Annotated in this window: 21 protein-coding genes and 1 other RNA gene; 10 read left to right on the top strand and 12 right to left on the bottom strand. The window is 59.8% G+C overall.

Going from position 1 to position 23,297, the window contains the following annotated elements:
• The 8 genes from mraY to rnpB form a co-directional block, all read right to left on the bottom strand.
• Positions 1-1,083: a phospho-N-acetylmuramoyl-pentapeptide-transferase gene (gene mraY / locus PJU76_RS11685; protein WP_271779658.1), complete on the bottom strand. Its 1,083-nt coding sequence runs from the start codon at positions 1,081-1,083 to the stop codon at positions 1-3.
• Positions 1,083-2,435, bottom strand: a complete 1,353-nt coding sequence (locus tag PJU76_RS11680; RefSeq protein WP_271779657.1) for a UDP-N-acetylmuramoyl-tripeptide--D-alanyl-D-alanine ligase — start codon at positions 2,433-2,435, stop codon at positions 1,083-1,085. Before PJU76_RS11680 ends, mraY begins: the two co-directional genes overlap by 1 nt.
• Positions 2,432-3,880 carry a UDP-N-acetylmuramoyl-L-alanyl-D-glutamate--2,6-diaminopimelate ligase gene (locus tag PJU76_RS11675; RefSeq protein ID WP_271779656.1) on the bottom strand — a complete coding sequence of 483 codons (1,449 nt, stop codon included), beginning with the start codon at positions 3,878-3,880 and terminating at the stop codon, positions 2,432-2,434. Before PJU76_RS11675 ends, PJU76_RS11680 begins: the two co-directional genes overlap by 4 nt.
• Entirely contained in the window at positions 3,867-5,651 is a 1,785-nt protein-coding gene (locus PJU76_RS11670; protein WP_271779655.1) for a peptidoglycan D,D-transpeptidase FtsI family protein, read from the bottom strand. Before PJU76_RS11670 ends, PJU76_RS11675 begins: the two co-directional genes overlap by 14 nt.
• Complete coding sequence (gene ftsL, locus PJU76_RS11665; RefSeq protein ID WP_064218192.1) at positions 5,648-5,911, bottom strand: cell division protein FtsL; 264 nt, start codon at positions 5,909-5,911, stop codon at positions 5,648-5,650. The genes PJU76_RS11670 and ftsL overlap by 4 nt, the downstream gene beginning before the upstream one ends.
• A complete protein-coding gene (rsmH, locus tag PJU76_RS11660; protein ID WP_271779654.1) occupies positions 5,901-6,866 on the bottom strand; it encodes a 16S rRNA (cytosine(1402)-N(4))-methyltransferase RsmH in 966 nt (321 codons plus the stop codon). The genes ftsL and rsmH overlap by 11 nt, the downstream gene beginning before the upstream one ends.
• A complete protein-coding gene (gene mraZ / locus PJU76_RS11655) occupies positions 6,863-7,318 on the bottom strand; it encodes a division/cell wall cluster transcriptional repressor MraZ (RefSeq protein WP_064218194.1) in 456 nt (151 codons plus the stop codon). The genes rsmH and mraZ overlap by 4 nt, the downstream gene beginning before the upstream one ends.
• Positions 7,319-7,640: 322 nt before the next feature.
• Positions 7,641-7,985, bottom strand: an RNA gene (gene rnpB, locus PJU76_RS11650) — RNase P RNA component class A.
• A 145-nt stretch (positions 7,986-8,130) separates the two neighbouring features.
• Here rnpB and PJU76_RS11645 point away from each other — a divergent pair.
• Positions 8,131-8,397, top strand: a complete 267-nt coding sequence (locus tag PJU76_RS11645) for a hypothetical protein (RefSeq protein ID WP_271779653.1) — start codon at positions 8,131-8,133, stop codon at positions 8,395-8,397.
• Here the strand turns inward: PJU76_RS11645 and PJU76_RS11640 are convergent.
• The 3 genes from PJU76_RS11640 to PJU76_RS11630 are packed head-to-tail and all read right to left on the bottom strand — an operon-like array spanning position 8,342 to position 12,071.
• Complete coding sequence (locus PJU76_RS11640) at positions 8,342-9,712, bottom strand: tRNA nucleotidyltransferase/poly(A) polymerase family protein (protein ID WP_271779652.1); 1,371 nt, start codon at positions 9,710-9,712, stop codon at positions 8,342-8,344. The two genes, PJU76_RS11645 and PJU76_RS11640, sit on opposite strands and share 56 nt — an antisense overlap.
• A 9-nt stretch (positions 9,713-9,721) precedes the next feature.
• On the bottom strand, positions 9,722-11,449 hold the full coding sequence (locus tag PJU76_RS11635; RefSeq protein ID WP_271779651.1) for an AMP-dependent synthetase/ligase: 1,728 nt from the start codon (positions 11,447-11,449) through the stop codon (positions 9,722-9,724).
• A 1-nt stretch (position 11,450) separates the two neighbouring features.
• Positions 11,451-12,071: a glutathione S-transferase N-terminal domain-containing protein gene (locus PJU76_RS11630; protein WP_064218197.1), complete on the bottom strand. Its 621-nt coding sequence runs from the start codon at positions 12,069-12,071 to the stop codon at positions 11,451-11,453.
• A gap of 300 nt (positions 12,072-12,371) precedes the next feature.
• Between PJU76_RS11630 and lpxC the strand changes: the two genes are divergently transcribed.
• A complete protein-coding gene (gene lpxC / locus PJU76_RS11625; protein ID WP_271779650.1) occupies positions 12,372-13,286 on the top strand; it encodes a UDP-3-O-acyl-N-acetylglucosamine deacetylase in 915 nt (304 codons plus the stop codon).
• Here the strand turns inward: lpxC and PJU76_RS11620 are convergent.
• A complete protein-coding gene (locus tag PJU76_RS11620; RefSeq protein WP_271779649.1) occupies positions 13,226-13,738 on the bottom strand; it encodes a DciA family protein in 513 nt (170 codons plus the stop codon). The two genes, lpxC and PJU76_RS11620, sit on opposite strands and share 61 nt — an antisense overlap.
• 50 nt (positions 13,739-13,788) lie before the next feature.
• Between PJU76_RS11620 and secA the strand changes: the two genes are divergently transcribed.
• The 8 genes from secA to PJU76_RS11580 all read left to right on the top strand — a co-directional run bounded on the left by secA (position 13,789) and on the right by PJU76_RS11580 (position 23,274).
• Complete coding sequence (gene secA, locus PJU76_RS11615; protein ID WP_271779648.1) at positions 13,789-16,536, top strand: preprotein translocase subunit SecA; 2,748 nt, start codon at positions 13,789-13,791, stop codon at positions 16,534-16,536.
• Positions 16,537-16,545: 9 nt separating this feature from the next.
• A complete protein-coding gene (gene argJ / locus PJU76_RS11610; protein WP_271779647.1) occupies positions 16,546-17,772 on the top strand; it encodes a bifunctional glutamate N-acetyltransferase/amino-acid acetyltransferase ArgJ in 1,227 nt (408 codons plus the stop codon).
• Positions 17,772-18,761, top strand: coding sequence for a Nudix family hydrolase (locus PJU76_RS11605; RefSeq protein ID WP_271779646.1), 990 nt, complete (start codon positions 17,772-17,774; stop codon positions 18,759-18,761). Before argJ ends, PJU76_RS11605 begins: the two co-directional genes overlap by 1 nt.
• Entirely contained in the window at positions 18,762-19,724 is a 963-nt protein-coding gene (locus PJU76_RS11600) for a glycosyltransferase family 2 protein (RefSeq protein WP_271779645.1), read from the top strand.
• Positions 19,721-20,437: a polysaccharide deacetylase family protein gene (locus PJU76_RS11595; RefSeq protein WP_271779644.1), complete on the top strand. Its 717-nt coding sequence runs from the start codon at positions 19,721-19,723 to the stop codon at positions 20,435-20,437. The genes PJU76_RS11600 and PJU76_RS11595 overlap by 4 nt, the downstream gene beginning before the upstream one ends.
• Complete coding sequence (locus tag PJU76_RS11590; protein ID WP_271779643.1) at positions 20,434-21,510, top strand: glycosyltransferase family 4 protein; 1,077 nt, start codon at positions 20,434-20,436, stop codon at positions 21,508-21,510. The genes PJU76_RS11595 and PJU76_RS11590 overlap by 4 nt, the downstream gene beginning before the upstream one ends.
• A 61-nt stretch (positions 21,511-21,571) precedes the next feature.
• Positions 21,572-22,156, top strand: coding sequence for a Uma2 family endonuclease (locus tag PJU76_RS11585; protein ID WP_271779642.1), 585 nt, complete (start codon positions 21,572-21,574; stop codon positions 22,154-22,156).
• 11 nt (positions 22,157-22,167) lie between these two features.
• Positions 22,168-23,274, top strand: a complete 1,107-nt coding sequence (locus PJU76_RS11580; protein WP_271779641.1) for a glycosyltransferase family 9 protein — start codon at positions 22,168-22,170, stop codon at positions 23,272-23,274.
• Positions 23,275-23,297: the final 23 nt, after the last annotated feature.

The following is a 23,297-nucleotide window of genomic DNA, read 5'->3' as shown; positions in this document are numbered from 1 at the left end:
TCAGCGTATCTTCAGGCTGGAAAGACCGACGAGGACCAGAATCACGGTGATGATCCAGAAGCGGACCGCCACCCGGGGTTCGGGCCAGCCTTTTTTCTCAAAATGATGGTGCAGGGGCGCCATACGGAAGACCCGTTTACCGGTGAGCCGGAAAGAGGCCACCTGGATGATGACGGATAAGGTTTCTACCACAAAAACGCCGCCCATAATGACCAGCACGAGTTCCTGACGGGCGATGATGGCGACGATGGCCAGCGCCGCGCCTAACGCCAGGGCGCCGGTATCGCCCATGAAAACCTCGGCCGGATACGTGTTAAACCAGAGAAAACCGAGTCCCGCGCCCACCAGTGCCCCGCAGAAAATCAGCATTTGTCCAGAGCCCGGCACCCAGGGCACATCCAGGTAGTGGGCGAAGACCGCGTTGCCGGACACGTAAGCGAATATTCCTAAAGCCGCTGCGACCATGACTGTCGGTACAATGGCCAAGCCATCCAGTCCGTCGGTCAGGTTGACGGCATTGGAGGTGCCGACAATCACGAAATAACTGAACAGGATGAAGCCGATGCCCAGCGGGATCAGTACATGTGGTACAAAAGGCAGGATCAGACTGGTCTCTATCGGCTTGTTGGCCAGGGCGTAGAGCATACTCGCCGCGGCGAAGGCCACCAGCGACTGTAAACCATATTTGGCCCGCGCCGAGAGTCCTTTGCTGTTTTTGCGCTGCAGCTTGCGCCGGTCGTCGCTGAAGCCGATGGCGCCAAAGGCCAGGGTAGTGAGCACCGCCACCCAGACCAGCGGATTACGCAAATCCGACCAGAGCAGCGTCGTCAGGACGACTATCAGCAGGATCAGGGCGCCGCCCATGGTGGGTGTACCCTGTTTGCTCAGGTGGGTTTCGGGGCCGTCATTGCGGACCATCTGACCGATTTTGTACCGACGCAGGCGGGCGATAAAGAAGGGACCGATGAACAACGAGAGGAGCAATGCGGTAAGGACGGCCAATACGCCGCGCAGGGTCAGATAGTGAAACACGTAAAAGCCGTGATAAAGGTTGCCGAGTTCCATAAAGAGGGCGTAGAGCATCAGGCGTTCCCCCCGGTTAGTGCCTGTACGACGCGTTCCATGTGGGCGGCGCGGGAGCCTTTGATCAGTACCACGGTGTCGCCGTCCAGGCGACTTTGCAGGGCAGTTAGTAAAGGGGGCAATTCGGAGAAGGCTTCGGCGTCGACGCCGAAGGCATCGGCTGCTTCTGCTGCCAGCGGGCCGAGTGTGTAAAGGCGCTCAATACCGAGTTGCCGCGCCAGTGTCCCCGCCTGCCGATGGTAAAGTGCGGCTTCGGGACCGAGTTCACCCATGTCACCCAGGACGAGAATGCATTGGCCGCCCTGCGTGGCGAGCACGCGCAGGGCGGCTTCCAGAGAAGCCGGATTGGCGTTGTAAGTGTCGTCGAGAAGCCGACTGCCATGAGGGCCGGAGCGCCACTGTAAACGCCCAGGGATGGTCTTCAGTCCGGCCACCGCCCGTTGAATCTGCGGAATGGGAATATCGAGCGCCAGTGCCGCGGTCGTGGCCGCCAGGACATTGCGGCCATTGTGTTGACCGGGCAAGGGAATCTCCAGAGTGAATTGCCCTTGCGGAGCGCGCACCTCCAGATGTCCGCCACCCTGTTCGTGGGCGTGCCAGTGTCCGCGTACCCGCGTCGGGCGATGCTCTAAGCTGAAGCGCCAGACCTCGCCCGGCGCCCGTTCCGCCCAGAAATCCGCGAAGGGATCATCGCCATTGAGGATCGTGATACCGCGATTGTCTAGACCGGAGAGAATTTCGCCTTTGGCTGCGGCAATGGCGGCAATGCTGCCGAGACCTTCCAGATGCGCGGGGGCGGCATTGTTGATCAGGGCCAGGGTGGGTCGCGCCAGCCCGCTGAGGAGGGTGAGTTCGCCGGGGTGATTCATGCCCATTTCCAGCACCGCGTAGCGATGCTCCGGACCGAGTCTGGCGAGCGTCAGAGGCACGCCGACGTGATTATTCTGATTGCCGAGTGTGGCAAGCACCGGGCCGGACTCGTTAAGAATGGCGGTGAGTACCTCTTTGACCGTCGTTTTGCCGCAGGAGCCGGTCACCGCCAGCAGCGGCAGGCTGAACCGCCGCCGCCATTGGGCGGCCAATGTCTGCAACGCTATCAGGGTATCCCCCACCAAGACGCCGGGTGCGGCGGCGGGGGCGCCGATCAGCACGGCCCCGGCGCCCTGAGCAAGAGCATCAGGCACGAAGTCCTCGCCATTGAAGCGGTCGCCGCGCAATGCGACAAAAAGTTGTCCCGTCATCGGCTGGCGGCTGTCCGTGGCGATGCCCTGAATTTCTTTGCGGCCAGCGCTGCCGGGCAACAGCTTACCCCCGGTTATTCCAGCGATTTCTTTCAGTGAATAGCGGATCATGCGCTGAGCACCTCCGCGGCAATACTGCGATCCTGAAAGGGTAAACGTTGTCCCAGTATCTCCTGGATGCGCTCGTGTCCCTTACCGGCAATGAGCACCCAATCCCCGACCTGCGATGCAATGATGGCGGCCCGGATGGCCGCCGCGCGGTCATGGATCACGGTAGCCTGACCGGGCCGTTCCATACCGCCCAGGATGTCGTTGACGATAGCCTCGGGTGCTTCGCTGCGCGGGTTATCGTCGGTGAGAATGACGTGGTCGGCAAGGCGTTCGGCCACCCGCCCCATTTCCGGTCGTTTGCCACGATCCCGATCACCACCACAGCCAAAGACCACGGTCACGGCACCCTTAGCGACTTCGCGCAGGTCGGTCAGCACCCGCTGCAGCGCGTCGGGGGTGTGGGCATAGTCGATCATCACCTGTGCCTTGCCGGGGACCGGAGCCAAGCGCTGATATCGGCCTTCCGGCAAATCGAGTCCGGCGATGGCGGCGTCATTGACCGGCCAGCCCATACCCTCAGCAGTGGCCAGCGCAGCCAGCAGATTCTGAATATTGCTGTTGCCGATGAGGGGGCTGCGCAGGCGCCGCGGGCCGCTAGGGGTATGCAGGTCGAGCAGGGTACCGCTGGCCCCGGGATGCCACTCGACAGCCTGGTAGTCGCCGCTTTTTACCCCGAAGCGCAGTTGCCGGACTTTCGGCAACACCGCGGCAGCGATCTGCCCAGCAAATGTGTCGTCGCTGTTTACTACGGCCAATTGGAGGCCTGGCGTCTGGAAGAGGCGGGCTTTGGTCGCGCCGTAGTGCGCCATGTCCCCATGAAAATCAAGATGGTCCCGACTGAGATTGGTAAATACGGCAACGGAAAAGGGTACTGCCGCAACCCGTTCCAGCGCGAGCGCATGGGAGGAGACTTCCATGGCGATGACCTTGGCGCCCTGATCGCGCAGCGTCGCCAGGGTCTGCCACAAAGGGACCGGGTCCGGTGTGGTATTGACTTGGGAGATAAGCGCGTCCACGCGGCCGTAGCCAAGGGTGCCGATGATCATAGCGGGCTGCGGCGCGAGTTCGGCGATGAGGCGGGTGACGCTGCTCTTGCCGTTGGTACCGGTAACACCAATGATGACGGGCGCCTGACCCGCGTCCCAGCGATGCCAGCGGCGCAATGCCCTACCGAGCAAAGCCCGCGCCTGCGGGCTTTGCCAGACGGGGTGACCCTGTTCGGTGTAAGTGCTCTCTTCACCGCCTTCCAACAGCGCTGCGCTTGCACCTGCCGCCCAAGCCTGTTGCAAAAATTGCCGACCGTCACCATGGCTGGTGTTCAATCCGACGTAGAGCATGCCCGGTCGCAGGCGGCGGGTATCGGTTTCAATGCCCTGCAGGGCAATTCCCGCCAAGGCAGTAGGCGTGGCGGGCAACAAGCTGGCGAGTGTCTCAGTGTGCGGCATCGCCAGCCCCCTCGGCCCAACGCCGCTCCTGGTCCGCGCTTCTGGGTTTCCCTGCCGCGGCATTCCAGGCGCCGGCGCTGGCATCGGGTTGTACGCCCATTTGATGCAGGGCAGCGCTCATGGTCACCCGAAATACCGGGGCGGCGACTACCCCGCCATAACGCCAGCCCTGAGTTGGTCCACGCACCACTACGGCCATGACGAATCGCGGATTGTTAGCGGGCGCGAAGCCGACAAAGGTGGTATTCACTTGATGCTTATGAAAACCGCCCTTACCATTGGCCATGATGGACGTGCCGGTTTTCCCGGCTACCGAATAGCCGGGAATCGCGGCAAGGAAACCGGTGCCGCCCCGACTGGTCACCCCGGCGAGCCAGTCGCGCAGTCGCGACGCAGTGGCGGCCGGTATGACCTGCTGACTGTGCAGGGGGGTGTTGCTGGTGCTGCGCAGTAAGGTGGGTTGGACATAGACCCCGTTATTGGCGATGGCGCCGTAAGCCGCCGCCAGTTGCAAAGGGGTGACGGAGAGACCATAACCGTAAGCCATGGCGGCACGCCGCGCCACATCCCAACCTTGCCATGTGGGGACCGCACCGCCCGTTTCCCCCGGCAGTCCTAAGCCGCTTACCTGCCCAAAACCGACATTGCGCAGCATCTGGTAGAGATCGGCAGGCGGTGTCCGCAGGGAAATTTTCGCCGCGCCAATGTTGCTGGAATACTTGAGCACCTGAGCGAGGTCGAGGGTGCCGTGACGGACATCGTCCTGAATGCAGTAATGGGCCACCCGAAAGCAGTTGGTGTTCACATCAAACGTGGAATTGGGCTGAATGCTGCCGTCATCCAATGCGGCAGCGATGGTAAAAGGTTTCACCACCGAGCCTGGCTCGAAAGTATCGGCGACGGCGCGATTGTTGTAGAGGTCTGGCTGGTAATCGGCGCGATCATTGGGGTTAAAAGAGGGATAGCTGACCATGGCGAGAATTTCGCCGGTATGCACATTCATCAGCACCGCTGCTCCGGAGCGCGCCTGAAAACGCTGTACGGCGGAGGCGAGAGCGGTGTACGCCACATACTGGATGTTGCGGTCGATGCTGAGTGTGAGTGCCTGGCCGGGCAGGGCTGGTTTGGTTGTGCCCAGGATGGCGAGCGGATGTCCCAGATTGTCGCGCAGCCCGGTTTCCTGTCCTGCCTTCCCCTGTAGCCACTGGTTATAGGCCAGTTCCAACCCTTCAATGCCGCGTTCGTCCACATTGGTGAAACCGAGCAATGGCGCGGCGATGCTGCCGGACGGATAGTAACGCCTATTTTCATTGAGGCTGTATAAACCGGGTACATGCAGGGCGAGAATAGCAGCGGCACGTTCTGGAGCAATCTGGCGAGCAAGGAAGGTGAATCGGCTGCCGCCGCTATGGATCCGTGTGGTAAGGACGGTTGTGCTGATTCCTAAGGCGGCGGCAATTTGTGGCCAATGTGCTTGCTGCGGGTTAAACAACCGGGGATCTACCCAGAGGGTTTGCACCGGGACGGACAGAGCTAACGCTTTACCGGAACGATCGAGAATGGGGCCGCGCTGCGCCGGCAAGGCGAAATGTCGCAGATACCGCAGTGCGCCCTGGTTGCGTAGAAAGTGACCGCGTTCCACCTGCGCGCGCCAGGCTTGTGCCATGATCGCCGCCAAACCCAGCGCAACCACCATCCATACGGCGGCCGCCCGCCACGCGGGAAGCGTAACGGGTTGCGGCGAGTGGAGGGGGGCGCCGGGATGGGTCATGGTGCTTTGACCATGACAATCTGATCGTTTTTGGGGGCGGCAAGTCCGAGTTTTTGGTGTGCAATATCGCCCACGCGGGCATTGGAAGCGAGTGTGGCCTGCTCCAATTGGAGTTGGCCCCAGCGGTTGTCCAGGGCGAAATGTTTGGCCTGGGCTTCCTGTAAGGCGATGAACTGGCTACGGGTATTCTCTCTTGCCGCGACGATTCCGAATAGCGTAGCGGTAATCAGCAGGGCGAAAATAATGGTGCTACGCCGCATGTCGTGCACTCCTTTCGGCAGCCCGCAGCACGGCCGAGCGGGAACGGGGGTTGTCGTAAGTTTCCCGGGTGCTGGCCCGCAGCGCCTTACCGACAGGATGCCACGGCAGAGGCGGGAGCTCGCTGGCCCGCAGGGGTATGTCAGCGCTGATACGATAACCGTCAGCGCGGAAAAAACGTTTTACCAACCGATCTTCCAGAGAGTGAAAGCTGATGACCGCCAGCCGGCCGCCCGCGCGCAATGCATTCATGGCCTGGGGGAGAAAGGCTTCCAGTTCTTCCAGTTCGCGGTTGATGAAAATGCGGATGCCCTGAAAACTGCGGGTGGCCGCATGCTGTCCGATTTCGTGACGGGGCAGTAGCTCAGCGATCAAGTCCGCCAGTTGCAAGGTTCTGGTGATCGGCGTTTGTTCCCGGACACGCAGGATGGCGCGGGCGATAGGGCGGGCAAAACGTTCCTCGCCGTATTCGCGCAATACCCGCGTTATTTCTGCTTGGGGTGCGATGGCCAGCCACTCTGCGGCGCTCATGCCTGCCCCGGGGTCCATGCGCATGTCGAGAGGGCCGTCGCGCAGGAAGCTGAAGCCGCGGTCTGCCTCATCCAGTTGTGGGGAGGAGACGCCGAGGTCGGCGAGAATGGCATCCACACTCCCCCACCCCAGCGTAGTGAGTATCCCGGCCAATTGGCTGAAGCGTGCCTGACGGATATACACCCGGGAGTCCTGCGCGAAACGGGCGCGCAATGTGGCAATGGCGGTCGGGTCGCGGTCGAGGATGAGCAGGGTGTCCGCCGCTCCGAGCTCGGCCAGCAAGGCCGCACTGTGGCCGCCGCGCCCACCGGTCGCGTCGACACAGCGCACCGGCGCACCGGTATGGAGTGCCGGACGCAGGACAGCGATGGTTTCTGCCAGAAGAACTGCAACGTGTGCTGTGCTTGGTTCATTTTCACCTCTCACAGGACCAGATCACCCAAGCCGGCGAAACTATCGGCGTTGGCCAGCCAGTTTTCCTGGCAGATGTCCCAACGGGCAGCATCCCAGATTTCAAATTTGTCGATCTGACCCACCAGTACCAATTCCTTGTCCAGCTCGGCGAATTTGCGCAGGTTGGGAGAAAGGAGGACGCGGCCTTGGGCATCCAGGCGGAGTTCTTCAGACTGCCCCACAAAAAGGCGTTGAAACTGACGGGCCGCGGTATTGTTGCTGGGGAGTTCGGCGATGCGGCGTTCGACCTTTTCCCAGGTGGGCAGGGGGTAAGCGACCAGGCAGCGTTCTCCTTCCCGGCTCTGGGCATCAATGGTAATGATTAATTGCCCGTCGCAGTGGGCGCTCAACCAGTCGCGGAAACGCGCGGGGACGTTCATGCGGCCCTTGCTGTCCAGACTGTGTCGATGCGTTCCCCTAAACATGTCTGCACTCTCCTCCAAAAACTTCCACTTTGCCCCACTTTGCCCCACATCTCGAAGATTAGAGGGAAGGGTGTCTGCTGTCAAGGAGAAAAAACGAATAATTACGGCATGTTAGAGGGTGTTTATAAAGAGTAAACAAACTACTTGAAAGGGTTTCTGCAATCGTCGGATTACATGATGCAAAATGCACTTGATAATGCTCTTTCTTCAGCCGTGGAATACGGAGGTAGGGCGCGTCTTGTTTTTCTAGGAGGTTGATTTTTATATGCGTGCTGTTGATATTTCCGGGCCGTTTGCCGGGACAAACGGGTGCTGGTGGTAAAATTGGAGTGGGCCGATAAGCCGGGTTCTGTCGTGGACGACCATTCCTCTAGGCCTGCACTTGCGCACAGGCTCCAGCAACCTACCCGCGTGCACCGCGGGCCACGGTATCGCACGCCTATTTGGTCTTGCTCCAGGCGGGGTTTTCCCTGCCATTTCCGTTACCGGAAATGCGGTGCGCTCTTACCGCACCTTTTCACCCTTACCGGCGCTTACGCGCTTGGCGGTATATTTTCTGTGGCACTTTCCGTAGGCTCACGCCTCCCGGCCGTTAACCGGCGCCTTGCCCTATGGAGCCCGGACTTTCCTCCCCGGATTGCTCCGCGGCGGTCGCCTGGCCCACTCCGTCGCGAAGCATACGCGTTTTATGGTCTTCTGTCAGAAGAAAAACGCGCGTCCGGATTTTGCGCACTATACTGTGATGCGTCTTCACGTCGCACCAGGATCCTGTCGCGGCCCGCTGCGGTGACTATGGAGGGGGGTGAAATGCCATGATCAATGACGGTTTTCTCGATGAGGCGCGGGAAGTACCTTCGGTTACACCGATGGAGCGAGTGGTGGCCTGGTTTGTTTTCCGGAGTCGTGAGGATGCCCGACAGTATTTAGAGCATGTGTATCTGGCAGCGGGGCAGGGCCTGGTGGGTGGTTGTGGCCGCGATAGCGTCGCTCCGTACTGGTGGGTAGGGGTCCAGGTACAAGATATCAGTCAGTGGGGGAACGTGACGGCAGTGAATAAACGCGGTCGTCTCGGAGACTGAGTTCGGACAAGCGCCGGTGCAGCGCCACCGTCAGAGATTCGCGATCGTGGTAACCACCGCTCACCTGTAGTTCGTGGGCAAGGGCCAGCGCTTTGCCCAGTTGCGGCCCGGGGGTGAATCCCTGGGCCATCAGGTCAGACCCCTTTAGTAGCGGGTCCGGGAGACCACTCCAAAGATTCATTTCTTGCCAAATCTTGCGGGTGGCATCTATGGCCGGGGGATACTCTGTGCCTGCGCCACGCGCATCCGCCAGGGCGACATCCAGCAGTAGGGGGCGGTCAGGGACCTGTAGGGCAAGACGGGCATAGGCGGCGCGCCCTGCGCCATCGCGGTGCAGGGCATAGGGCGCGGCATGCCAGCGCAGGATTGGCAGCACCTGGTGGCTGAGATGCTTGCCGGGAAAATAGTAGCTTAGGAAAGTCTCGGCGGCGACACGTGCCTGTTCATGTCCGCAAGCGCGCCAGCAACCTTGAGGATCGCGCCGGGTGGTGCTGACCTTGCCGAGGTCGTGCAGCAAGGCGCCCAACATGAGGACGATGTCGCGCTTTTTGTCGCCGCAGCGCAGTTGGCCAGCAGCGGCAAGCACCCGCCCGGTGTGTATCCAGGCATCACCTTCCGGGTGGGCATCGGGGCGCTGGGGTACAGCTTGCAGGGCACGGAGTTCGGGAAATCGGGTAATGGCGCCGGTCAGGACGAGACTATCCCAGGCCCGGACCAGATACTGGCCGCGCAGGAGCAGTGCCTCCCATTCTTTGCGTATGCGTTCTTGGGGGATTTCTTGCAGGCGAGGCGCCAATTGGCGGCAGAGTGTGGCGCTCCGGGCTTCAATAGAAAAACCCAATTGGCCTGCCAATCGGGCCGCGCGGAAAACGCGCAGAGGGTCTTCCCCAAAAGTGTCGGCCGCTACTACGCGGAGCCGCCGGGCGTGGAGATCCGCTACCCCTCCAACATGGTCCAGGAGGCGCTGAGCCTGCCAGTCCCAGGCCAGGGCGTTGACCGAAAAATCCCGCCGCTGGGCGGCGATGGCCCAGGGCAGGTGCGGGCTGATTTGTCCGCCGCTCGCCTGGGGCAGGGAAATCTCCGCGCCAGCCGTTACCCAGACCGCACAGCGGCCACCTACCCGATGCGCGCCGAAGGGTTCCAGGCATTCGGCCAAGCGGGTCTCGCCTAATCCATATATTTCCAGATCCCAGTCATGGGCGACCACACCGAGCAGCGCGTCGCGCGGTGTACCTCCCACCACCAGGACGCGCGCTCCCGCCCGCTGCAATGCCGTTAGAATGGGAGTCAGCGCAGCGGGCGGCGTAAGCAGCATGAGGGGAGGTCAGCCTTTGCCCATACGCGCCAGCAGCTCGGCGTAGTGTTCGGCGACGACACGCCGTTTCACCTTTAGGGTAGGGGTTAGTTCGCCGTTGGCTTCACTCAGTGCCTCTGGTAGCAAGGCGAAACGCCGTACCTGTTCATGGGAGGGCAGGTCAGCAAGAGCGGTCGAAATGACTGCATGGATAATCTTGTGTGTGGTGGCATCGTCGGCGTGGGCAGCGGCACGCTCCTTGAGGAGCTCCCGATTGGGAAAGATGAGGGCCACGAGATACGGCATGCGATCGCCGAAGACGACGGCTTGGTCGATCAGCGCTTGCGCCATCAGCCGCATCTCAATTTTCTGCGGCGGGATGTTTTCGCCGGCGGAATTAACGATCAGATCTTTCTTGCGGTCGCTGATATGCAGGTAACCATCCGAGTCCAGGTTGCCCACGTCGCCGGTGTGTAACCAACCGTTCACCAAGGCCTCGCGCGTGGCGCTCTCGTTGTTCCAGTAGCCCTGCATGATGGACGGGCCGCGTACCAAAATTTCGCCATCAGCAGCTATGCGTCCTTCCAGATTGGGCAGAAACTGTCCCACGGTTCCCGGACGAATGGCCTCCAAAGGATTGGCGGCGATTACCGGGCTTGCTTCGGTCATGCCATAACCTTCGACAATAGGTAATCCCAACTCAATAAAAAACTTGGAAATTTCAGCATCCAGGGGGGCGCCTCCAGAGACAAAGAAACGCAAGCGCCCACCCAGTTTCTTGCGGAGATTGCGGATCAGCAGGCGGCGGGTAAGAGAACGTTGCCAGCGTGCCGCCGGACGTCCCTGCGGATCAAGCCCCGCTCCCCGGCGCAGAAAACGGCCGAGCAGACCCGGTCGATCTTCAATGTTCCGTCGCACCCGGCTATAGAGCAGTTGAAAGACCCGCGGCACGGCGACCACGATGTCCGGATGTGCGGCTTCCATGTCGCGGAGTACCGTGTCCGGGCGTTCCGCGTAGGCGACGTCCAGCCCCAGCAGATAGGTGCCGAAATGCCCCGTGCCCCGTTCGAAAATGTGGGAGAGGGGCAGAATGGAGAGCAGGCGTTGTCCGGCATGTAATGGCACCAACGGTACGAACCCTTCGATATTGCTCAGGATGTTGCCGTGACTGAGCATGACGCCCTTGGGCCAACCCGTCGTCCCGGAGGTGTAGACGATGGTGGCCGTTTGTTGACGTTGCAGTGCCGTGAGATGTTCTTCCAATTCAACATCGCGCAAGGAGGCGTCCTCCCCTTCCAGCGCTCCCCAGTGCCCCAGGCCGACTTCTTGCGCAGCGTTTGCATCGCGCAGCAGGATACGATCGCTGGGTACCCCCCAGCTTTGTATGTGCCGCCACTCGCGGGCACTTTCCAGCAGTATCAGTCCGGCGCCGCTATCGCCCAGTACATAATGAATCTCGCGCGGGCTGAATGTCGGATAGAGAGGAACGGTAATGGCGCCAATGCTGAGGATGGCAAAATCCATGATCGCCCAGTCCAGAGAGTTGGGGGCCATCAGAACTACTCGTTCTCCGCTGCGTACCCCTAGGCGCAGGAGTCCGCGGGCCCGTAAGCGGACGCGCTCGGCAAAGACCGCCGCCGTTATCGGCTGAAAAACATTGCCTTGCCGTTGCAAGGCAATGACGCCACCCGGGTCGCGCTTGCAGCGTGCAAAGAGTCCTTCCGGCAGACTTTGGAGGCGGGCAAGTTCCACACCCATGTCAGCGCATGGCCTTCTCGGCAGGGGTCAGGCAGCGTTTGAAGCTCTCCAGATTGAAGACGCGATCCATGTACCCTTGCGTTGCGCGGGCTGCCGCAGGTAGGCTGATTTCCAGAACCGGGAGGCGCCACAGCAGCGGGGCGATGGCGCAGTCGAGCACCGAAAGTTCATCGCCGAAGAGGTAACGCTGCTGGCTGAAGATGCTACTTAGTCCGGCAAGGGTGCTGCGGATCTGCTCTTTAGCCGTTTTGACCTGCTCGGCACTGTAGCCCGGCTGAAAGAGTGGAGCGAACCAGTCGCGGTCGAAACGCAAGAGACCCAGGCGCACCTTGGCGCGGGAGATGGGGTCCACAGGAATCAACGGAGGGTGCGGAAAGCGCTCATCCAGATATTCCATAATAAGGACAGATTCGTGGATGGCCAAGTCACGATCCACCAGGGTGGGCACCTGATTGTAGGGATTGAGCTCCGCGAGATCTTCTGGCTTGTTAGCGAGATCGACGTCGATGGTTTGGTACTCCATGGCTTTTTCCTCCAGAACGAAGCGGACGCGGTGTGCAAAAACACAATCGTTGCCGGAGTAAAGGGTCATCAGAGTTTTTTTGCTGCTGGGGGTCGCCATGATTATAGATCCTTGTATTGGAGAAGCGCGTTTTGGTGCGACCGCGGTGGTGCGGTCACCTGGATGCCTTGGATTATACATAACTGGGTACGCCTTGGGGTGATGTGCCATGCTCGCCCGCTAAAAAAGTCGGTCAGCGTAGATTTAATGCGATGTCAATGGAATATTGTCAGGGGTGGCTGGTCACTGTACACTTCCTGACCGCCTGGTTAGTTGTATGGAGACAACAAAAGTTGTAAAGTAGGCCACACGGTATTTAGCGGGAGGGCGATCCCTAAGATCGCGGAAGGGAATAAAATTATGATCCGTCAGCGTACGCTCAAAAATATGATCTGGGGTACCGGTATCGGCTTGCACAGTGGCAAGAAGGTCTATATCGGCCTGCGCCCAGCGCCGATAAACACCGGAATCGTCTTCCACCGCAGCGATATCGAGGGTGGCGCCTGGATTAAGGCGGACTCTCTGCATGTGGTGGATACCCGACTGTCTACCAATATCGGCGATGGCCAGATGCGGGTTGGTACTATTGAGCACCTGATGTCGGCCCTGGCGGGTCTGGGTATTGATAATGCCTATGTAGATCTCGACGGACCGGAAGTGCCGATTATGGATGGCAGTGCCGCACCCTTTGTATTCCTCATTCAGTGCGCCGGGATCGAAGAGCAAAACTCACCAAAGCGTTTTATCCGCATCACCAAGCCCCTCAAGGCAGAAGACGGTGATCGATGGGTGCAACTGGAGCCCTTTGAAGGTTTTAAGGTGAGTTTTACCATCGATTTCGACCATCCCGTGATGAAAAATGGTGGTCAGGAAGTGACGGTGGATTTCGCGCGGACTTCGTATCTCAAAGAAGTGGCGCGGGCACGCACCTTCGGCTTTATGCGTGAAGTCGAGACCTTGCGGAGCATGGGGCTCGCCTTGGGTGGCAATCTCGATAACGCCATTGTGGTCGATGATTACCGTGTACTCAATGAAGAAGGTCTGCGGTACACCAACGAGTTCGTGCGCCACAAGGTACTTGACTCCATTGGTGATCTCTATCTGCTTGGCCACCCGTTAGTAGGCCATTTTTCTGGTCACAAGGCGGGGCACGCCCTCAATAACAATTTGTTGCGGGCGCTGCTTGTCCGTCAGGATGCTTGGGAGTTTGTGGATTATTCCGAGAGGCGCGCGCCATTTTCCTTCGCTGACGCGCTGACGACAGCCTCCGCCTGAAGGTTGTCCAGGGTGGCCGCCAGGCGCTTAAGCGCGACGGCTATGGCTTGTGGCAGACGATCGGCTTCTGCCCGCAGCGCTTCGGCCGCCCCTGCTGAAATATAAGGCGCTTTCGGGATTTTGGTGGGTTGCGGCAGCCGGTATGACCAAGGCCGCACCGAGGCGGTGATTTGCCGCGCCGGAGTTTTCGGGAAGCGATTATTCCATTGTTTCAGTATGTTTTTTTCATTTCTTCGTAACCATGAAATCCATACCGGGCTCTGACAGAGTACACTCAACACCCCCCCAGACCAATCAACCAGCCAGGTATGGTCCTGCGCCTCCAGTGCGAGTAACGCGTTCCAGTCAATTTGACGCTCACGCAGCAGCGCTCCGCGACGGCAGATTTCGCCGATCGGCCCGGAAGGGTTTTGCGTCATGGGGCGCCAGATGCGTCGCCGTTTATCATCCATAGGCTTTCATGCTACCCTGCTCGATATTTTTTACCTAGGCTTGCGTGCTCATGTTTGGAACCATCATCCGCCATGTCGTTGGCAGTCGCAATGACCGCCTGATCAAGAAGGCCCGTATTATTGTGGCGCAGATTAACCTCCTGGAGGATCGTTACAAATCCATGGACGATGTTACCCTCGCCGGGCAAACCGCACTCTTTAAAGAGCGGATAGCCCAGGGCGAATCGCTTGACGCGGTGCTGCCTGAGGCATTTGCGGTGGTGCGTGAGGTGACTCAGCGGGTGATGGGCATGCGCCAGTACGACGTACAGCTCATCGGTGGCTATATGCTCCATGAAGGTAAAATCGCGGAAATGCGCACCGGTGAGGGCAAGACCCTCGTCGCGACCTTGCCCGCCTACCTCAACGCCCTGCAGGGTAAGGGCGTGCATGTGGTTACGGTCAATGATTATCTGGCCAGCCGCGATGCCCAGTGGGTTGGTAAGATTCACGGTTTTCTGGGCCTGAGCGTGGGTACCATCATCTCGGAGATGTCCAGCGATGAGCGCCGCGCCGCTTATGCGGCCGACATCACCTACGGCACCAACAACGAGTTCGGTTTCGATTATCTGCGCGATAACATGGCGTTTTCTCCGGCTGAGCGGGTGCAGCGCGGTCTCCACTACGCCATCATCGACGAAGTGGATTCCATCCTCATTGACGAGGCGCGTACTCCGTTGATTATCAGCGGTCCTACCGAAGAGAATACCGACCTTTACTACCGGGTGGACAAACTCGTCGGAAATTTTGTCGTCGATGAGGACTATACGGTCGATGAAAAGGCCCGGCAGGTGATGCTCACGGAAGAGGGCATCGAAAAGGCGGAATGCCTGATGGCGGAAAGTGGCCTGCTTGACGATGGTAATCTCTATGATCTGGCCAATGTCACCCTGGTTCATCATCTCAACCAGGCGCTGCGTGCGCATGTGATCTACCGGCGGGAGACGGATTATATCGTCCGCGACGGAGAGGTTTGCATCGTTGACGAGTTCACCGGACGCATGATGTCCGGGCGCCGTTGGTCCGATGGTCTGCATCAGGCGGTGGAGGCCAAGGAAGGGGTGGCCGTTCAGAATGAAAACCAGACGCTGGCCTCCATCACCTTCCAGAATTATTTCCGTATGTATGAAAAGCTTTCGGGCATGACTGGTACCGCGGACACCGAGGCCTTTGAGCTGAACCAGATTTACGGGCTGGAAGTGGTAATGATACCGACTCATAAGCCGGTGAAGCGGATGGACTTTGCCGATCTTATCTATCGCACCAGCGGGGAAAAGTGGGCGGCCATTGTTGAGGATATCCGCGACTGTCAGCAGCGTGGCCAGCCGGTACTGGTGGGTACCACCTCTATCGAGCATAACGAATTCTTGTCTCACCAGCTCAAACAAGCACGGATTCCCCATGAAGTACTGAACGCCAAACAGCATCAGCGCGAGGCCGAGATTATTGCCCAGGCCGGTAAACCTGGAATGGTGACCATCGCAACCAATATGGCGGGGCGTGGTACCGATATTGTGTTGGGCGGCAATGTCGGACATCAGGTGGATATGGTGCTGGCTAATCCGGATCTGGGAGAAGAGGAAAAAAGCCAACAGGTCGAATCCCTCAATAGCAGTTGGCAGGGGCTGCATGATGCGGCGATAGCGGCGGGTGGATTACATATTATTGGTACCGAACGGCATGAGTCGCGGCGGGTAGACAACCAGTTGCGAGGGCGCTCCGGTCGACAGGGCGACCCCGGTACCACTCGTTTTTACCTTTCCCTGGATGATCCGTTGATGCGTATTTTCGGCAGCGACCGTCTGGGTGGCCTGATGCAGAAGCTGGGCATGAAAGAAGGTGAGGCGATTGAACATCCCTGGGTGACCAAATCCATCGAGAACGCCCAGCGCAAGGTGGAAAGTCGCAACTTCGATATCCGCAAGCAATTGCTGGAATATGATGACGTGGCCAATGAACAGCGCAAAATTATTTATCAGCAACGCAATGCCTTCATGGATGCGGATGACGTCAGTTCGGAAATCAGGGCGCTGCGTGACGACGTCCTCGACGCAGTGTTGGCCGACACCGCGCCCGAAGGCGTTATGGAGGAGCGCTGGGATCTGCCCGGCCTGGAAGCCGCACTGGAGCGGGTTTTTAGTCTGCGGGTTCCGGTCGGACAATGGCTGGAGCAGGATAAAGGCCTCGCCTACCCCGTTTTGCGGGAGCGAATCATGGCGATGGTGTTGTCCGCTTATGCGGCCAAGGAAGAGCTCCTGGGCAGTGAAATGATGCGCCACTTCGAGAAATCCATCATCCTGCAAGTTCTGGACAGTCAGTGGAAGGACCATCTGGCGAGCATGGATCATCTCCGTGAAGGTATTCATCTGCGTGGATATGCCCAGAAAAATCCCAAGCAGGAGTATAAAAAAGAATCCCTGGCCATGTTCAACGTCATGCTGGGGCGATTGCGCGAAGAGGTAATCAGTACGTTGTCGCGCTTACATGTGAGCCCCGCGCCCGCAGAGTCGGTAGATTGGGATGCCATCGCCCGAGCCGCTCAGCCCCAGCATTTGCAATTCTCTCATCCGGATTTTTCGGCGGCGGCAGTAATGCCCGCCATAGAGAATGCAGGTCTTACTGCGGCGGGGCTCGGGGTCGTTGGTGAACAGGAAACTGGTCATAGTCCGGTAGCCAATGAGGATAAAGTGGGGCGGAATCAGCCCTGCCCCTGCGGTTCCGGTAAAAAATACAAGCATTGTCATGGGCGGTTGCAATAAGGAAAGCGTATGGCCGTTGGTCTCCACCCTCCCCGGAATATCCTGCCCATTGCGGGGGTTCGCCTTGGCGTGGCAGCGGCAGGCATTCGTTATGCGAATCGTACCGACCTGACCTTGATCCATTTGGCGGAAGGATCTCAGGTGGCGGGTGTTTTTACCCGTAATCGTTTCTGCGCGGCGCCAGTGTTGGTGGCACAGCGTCACCTGGCGGACGGCTCCGGCGTGCGGGCGCTGGTGATTAATACGGGCAATGCCAATGCGGGTACGGGCGCCGCTGGGCTGCAGGCAGCAGAGGCTAGTTGTCAGGTGGTGGCCGGGCAGTTGGGTTGCGCGCAGGAGGCCGTCTTGCCGTTTTCCACGGGCGTCATTGGCGAACCGGTAGCGCTTGCGGAGAAAATTGCCGGGGTGCTGCCAAGCTGTATCGAGACGCTCGCCGAGGATCACTGGGAGGTGGCCGCAGCCGCCATCATGACCACGGATACCATTGCCAAGGCCTGCTCCCGACAGTTGGAAATGGATGGCGTGACCGTCACGGTGACGGGTATGGCCAAGGGCTCAGGGATGATTCGTCCGGATATGGCCACGATGCTGGCCTATATCGCCACCGATGCCCCGTTGCACGGAGCAGGCTTGCAACAATGCCTGCAAGAAGCCATGGAGCGATCCTTCAACCGCATTACAGTGGATGGCGATACCTCCACCAACGATGCCTGCATCCTGATGGCAACCGGGCAGGCGGCGCTGCCGCCCATCTCTTTAGCAACGGATCCCCGCTACGGCAGACTGAGAGATGCCATCACGGCGGTGGCGCAGTGGTTGGCGCAGGCTGTTGTGCGCGACGGCGAGGGGGCGACCAAATTTATTCCGATCCATGTCCTGGGTGGGCGCGATGCAGCCGAGTGTCTGCAGGTGGCTTACCGAATGGCTCATAGTCCGTTGATCAAAACGGCTTTCTTTGCCTCCGACCCGAATTGGGGGCGCTTGCTGGCGGCCATCGGTTCCGCCGGCGTGGACGACCTGGAAGTGGATGGGGTGCAGGTCTGGCTGGGCGATACGCGCATCGTCCGCGACGGTGCCCGCGACCGTGATTATGATGAGGCGGCTGGACAGGCCGTGATGGCCCAGGAGGAAATCCCGGTGCGGGTTGATCTGGGCAGAGGTGCCGCCGAGGCGCAAATCTGGACTTGTGACTTGTCCTATGACTATGTCCGTATTAACGCCGATTACCGTAGCTGATGCCCACTGTTCCTGTCGCCACTGGAATTATTGAAGATGCCTCGGGGCGCCTGCTGATTTCGCTGCGCCCCGAGGGTAAGCCCTGGCCAGGCTTCTGGGAGTTTCCCGGCGGCAAGGTGGATCCCGGCGAAACGCCGGAACAGGCTCTGGTCCGGGAGCTTTGGGAAGAGTTGGGGATCACCGTTACGGCACCAGAGCCGTTCCGGGTGCTTGATTATACCTATCCGGAGCGTACGGTGCGCCTGCATTTTTACCGGGTGCGGCACTGGACGGGCACTGCCCATGGACGGGAAGGGCAGGAAGTACGTTGGCTCTATCCTTGGGAAATCCCGGCGCTGGAATGTCTCCCCGCGAATTTGCGTATAACGGCGGCGGTATTAGCGGAGGCTTTGCCCCAGCCGCCCCTCTGTCTGATTGCCGATCCCGACAGATTGCCGCTACTTGATTTCCGAAAGTCTCTGGAAGCCGCGCTTGGCGCTGGATTGCGCTGGTTAGTGCTGCGCTGCAAAACGGTGCCGGATGCCCCAACCGCCGCCGTACTGTCGGCACTGTGCGCCGAGGCGCTGGCGCAGGGTGCGCAGGTCTACCTCAACCATTCCGATCCCTTGCCCGACTGGCCGCGGAGCGGACGCCATCTGACGCAAATCCAGCTCGATGCAGGCGTACGGTCTGACGCGGCTTTCGGGGTGTCTTGTCATGATGCCGTAGGCTTGCAGCGGGCGGCGCGTCTCGGGGCGCGCTACGCCTTTCTCTCGCCGCTTTTCCCCACCCCGAGCCATCCGGGTGCGGCGGCGCTGGGGTCTCAGGCTTTCGCGGCGATGGCCGCTGAATCATCTCTGCCCCTTATTGCGCTCGGTGGGATGACGGCAGCACGGGTGCCCGAGGCTCTGGCCGCTGGCGCGTGCGGTGTGGCGGTACTCTCCGGTATTCTCGAAGCGCAAGACCCTGCCGCTGCCACCCGCGCTTATCTCCAGCACTGGAATGGGTGAATGGCCTTTATTTCTGTCGTTATTCCGCTTTACGACGAGATCGACAATATCTTGCCGCTTTGTACGGCCCTGAGCCATGCCTTGGGGGACGCCGATGTCGAGGTGATCATTGTCGACGATGGTAGCCGGGACGGGAGCGCCGCCGCCCTGGACCGCGAAGCGGAGGCGCGGGGCGCGCGATTCAAGATCATCCACCTGCAGCGCAATTTCGGCCAGACAGCGGCCATGCAGGCGGGAATTGATGCCGCTCGGGGCGAAGTGATTGTGACCCTGGATGCGGATCTGCAGAATGATCCCGAAGACATTCTGCCTTTGGCCCGGCGCCTGCTGGAGAAAAACCTGGATGTGGTGGCGGGTTGGCGGAAGGACCGCCAGGATGACTTGCTCTTGCGTAGGATCCCGTCGCGTTTGGCCAATCGTTTGATCTGCCACCTCACCGGTATTTATCTGCACGATTACGGGTGCACCCTGAAGGCCTATCGGGCTTCCGTGATCAAAGGGGTGCGTCTCTATGGCGAGATGCATCGTTTTGTCCCGGCCTGGCTTTCTACGTTGACCTACACGGATCGCATTGTCGAGGTGCCGGTGCGCCACCACCCGCGCCGGGCCGGACAGAGCAAGTACGGCATCACTCGTACCCTCCGGGTGCTGGTTGACCTGCTTTTTGTGAAGTTCTTTCTTGGTTACAGTCAGCGGCCCATGCATTTTTTCGGGGTAATCGGGCTGGCGTTATCAAGCATCGGTTCGATCATGCTGTTGTATCTTTTGGTGGATAAATTTGGCTATGGCGCGGCGATTTCCGGACGCCCCATGCTGATTGCCGGTGTACTGTTTTTCCTCGCTGGGCTGCAATTTCTCAATACCGGCATTGTTGGGGAGATGTTATCGCGCATTTATCATGAGTCTCAGGATAAAAAGACTTATGTGGTGCGCTACACGATACATCTTGATCCACCAGCGTGAAACCTGTCCCCATTCTGATGTATCACAATATTGCGGTGGCGCCGCAAGGCGTGGAGTTGCGCGGACTTTATATCTCGCCCCGGCGTTTTGCGCGGCAGATGGCGCTGCTGCACTGGTTGGGTTATCAGGGGCTGTCCATGTCTGCAGCCATGCCTTATCTGCGCGGAGAGCGGGAAGGCAAGGTGGTGGTGATTACTCTGGATGACGGCTATCGGGATAATCTCGAACACGCCTTGCCGGTGTTGCAGCGCCATGGTTTTACGGCGACCTGCTACGTGGTGAGTGCCGCCATCGGTACCGACAATCACTGGGATGCGCAGCAGTTAGGCACACATAAGCCACTGATGAACGTGCCTGAGCTACATCGCTGGCGGGAGGCTGGAATGGAGATCGGGGCGCACAGTCGTCATCATCCCCGTTTGCCGGAGCTGAGTGAGTCCGAGTTGGACGACGAAGTGGCAGGATCCAAGCGCGAGTTGGAAGGACTTTTGGCGGTGCCGGTGACTCAGTTCTGTTATCCCTATGGTGCGGCGGGGCTGCGCGAACGGGAAGCGGCCCGGCGCGCTGGCTTTGTTGCCGCGGTGACGGTGCGGCGGGGCCGTGTCTTGCCGGGTGCTGACCTTATGGATTTACCGCGGGTGATGGTCGGCGGGCATCATGCGCCCCATGTTTTCCCCCTGCAACTGCTGACCAGGCATGAGGAGCGCCATTGATCGCCACTCCGCGTCTGCTCTGGGTGGGCACCAACCCCGGCGGTGGCGGCACGGAGACGCACATGATCACCCTGAGTCGCGCCTTGGCCGAGCAGGGGGCGGAGGTGCATTGTCTGGTGCATCCGCAAGGACGGATCGCGCAGGTGCTGGAGACTGCGCCGGTGACCCGGCATTTCGGGGTCTTCCGCAACAGCGCCGATCCCGGTGGCATCCGTGCCTTGCACCGGGCCATCCGGATGGTGCAGCCGGACTGGGTTATCGGCAGCTTCAGCAAGGAATACTGGCCACTGGCCCTGGTCAGCCGCAGTGCGGGACGGCCGTTGGCTTTGTTCCGGCACATGGATTTGCAATTGCGGCCCAGCACCCGCTGGTTGTTGTCGCGCTGGCCCCTGCGTCTGTTCGCTATCTCCAATTACCTGCGGGATCGTCTGATTCTGCAGGGGCTGCCTGCAAAGCGGGTGGAAGTGTTGGCGAATCCATTACATCTGAGCGATTTTCAGCGCGATCTTGAGGCACGGCGGGAACAGCGCCGAACCTTGGGTCTGACAGAGAACGATTTTGTTGTTGGTTTTGTCGGCGCCTGGCACCGCGGTAAAGGGGTATTTATGCTCGCCGACGCCATCGACGCTGCACAGGCGGTGGACCCTCGGGTGCATGGCCTGTGGCTGGGCGGTGGCGCTCACGAGGCGGATCTGCGCGCGCGCCTGCGCGATAAACCCTGGCACCACCTACTGGGTTGGCAGAACCCGGTGGCTCCTTGCTACAGTGTCATGGATACCCTTGCCTTGCCTTCCATCGAGCCGGATACCTTTGGCCGTGTCTGTCTGGAGGCGCAGTCCTGCGCGACACCGGTGCTGGGCGCGGCCATGGGGGGTATTCCCGAGAGCTTTGCGCCGGATCGGAGTGGCCTGCTATTGATGGCCGGGGCCGCGGTGGAGTGGCGGGACGCTATTCTGCGACTGGTGGCGGATGTCCCCTTGCGTGCGCGTTTGGCGGCGGCAGGTCCGGATTACGCCCGGCGCTTTGATGCGGACGTCATCGCCCGCAATTTTCTGGTCAGCCTGGCGCGATGACACAGATGCTTCCACGTCTTATGATAGAGGCCGTTTATTCGCTGAGGCAGGGGGAAAGGTCATGCAGGTAGCCATGTTACGGCCTTTGTCTGTCAAAGAGTATCTGGAAGGTGAGGAACGCGCCGATATTCGCCACGAGTATGTGGCCGGGCAGGTCTATGCCATGGCCGGGGCCAAGCTGCGTCATAACCAGATTGCGGGCAACCTGTATGGACTGCTCTGGCAAAAAACCCGTGGTAGTCACTGCCAGGTTCTGAACAGCGATATGAAAGTGCGGGTAGAAGCTGTAGATGCCTTTTATTACCCCGATGTCGTGTTGCGTTGTGGAGTGCCGTTGTCCGGAGATACCCTCTATCTGGAAGATCCCTGCCTTATCGTCGAAGTATTGTCAGTCGGCACGGCGAATGTGGACCGTCGTGAAAAGCTACAAGCTTATCAGACGCTTCCTAGCCTGCAGGAATATGTTTTGGTGGATAGCGAAAAAGCCGTCGTCGAGGCATTCCGCCGGCATCCTGAAGGTTGGTGGTACGAGTTGCTGAATGACCCTGAAAGCGACCGTTTGCGCCTCCGATGTGTCGACCTGGCACTTTCAGTAGAGGACATCTATGCCGGCGTCGATCTGCCTTCGGCCCTTCAGACCGATTGAACGCAGCCCTGATGCCACGTCCTTTACCCGTAGAACCCCACCGCATACTTCTGATCAAGTCGCACAGTGCAGGTATCGGCGACATCCTGCGTAGCTCGGCGGCATGGGCGGTGCTCAAAAAGCGCTGGCCGGATGCGGAGCTGCATCTGGTGTTTCTGACCCGCTGGCCGGGTTATCCGAGCGAGGCGCTGATTCGGGACCATCATCTGCTGGCCAGCGCCCATTTTTTGCCCATGCAAGAGGGGCGCTTTGCCGGTATGCGGGGCGTTGGTCCGCGTATATGGCGACGTTTATTACCCGAGTTGCGGCGTATCGCGCAGGAAGTACAACCGGACCTGATCATTGATCACGAGCCCTTTGGTGTCGAAACCAGTATCGCCGCCCTCTGGATGCGGCGTTTCTGTGCGGCACCTGCGGTCGGGGTGAATCAGGTGCCGGGACGGGGGTGGCTTTATGATTATGCGGGGCCGGGTTTACAGGAGTACGCCCGGCGGCATGAATTGTCCTGGCCCATGGACTATACGGAGCGGGATTTCGCGGCGTTAGCGGCTTTGAAGCTGGAGCGGGATGGCCAGCGGATCGTGTTGCAGGAGACGGAGGCGGGGCGTGCGTTCCGTGAGGTGTTGCCGACACGGTTGCCTGTGGGCTGGCCTGTTATCGGAGTGAACATTGGTTGTGGTACGCCAGATGCGGAAAAAAAACGCCCCTCCGTCGGATTTCTGGTGGAAGTGATGGGGCAGGTTGCGGCCGCTTCTCCCCATATTCTTTTGCTGACCGGCGCCCCAAACGAACGCAGCATCAATCAGGATTTTCTGGGGCAATATGCTGCTCGCTGGGGTGATGTCGGGCATATCCTGGATATTGCTGGCCAGACCACACCCAGCGGCCTGACGGGAGCCCTTGCGATTTGTGATATCTTCGTGTCCAGCGACTCCGGGCCGTACCACATGGCCGTCGCCATGGGTCTACCCACGCTGGCGCTGTTTAATTTTCCAAGTCCGGAACATTACCACCGTGAAGTATCCGTCGTCGTGACCGGGAATGGTAGCGGCGATAGTGATGCGATGGTGTCCAGCATTTTACGATTGCTTGATAAAAATAAGGTTTTTATGTCATGAAGTGGCGAGTCCCGGATGGACTA

The organism is Acidithiobacillus ferriphilus (assembly GCF_028215975.1).
In the GTDB taxonomy this organism is placed as follows: Bacteria; Pseudomonadota; Gammaproteobacteria; order Acidithiobacillales; family Acidithiobacillaceae; genus Acidithiobacillus; species Acidithiobacillus ferriphilus.
Note: the sequence above shows the minus strand (reverse complement) of the source record. Positions and strands in the feature narration are given on the sequence as shown.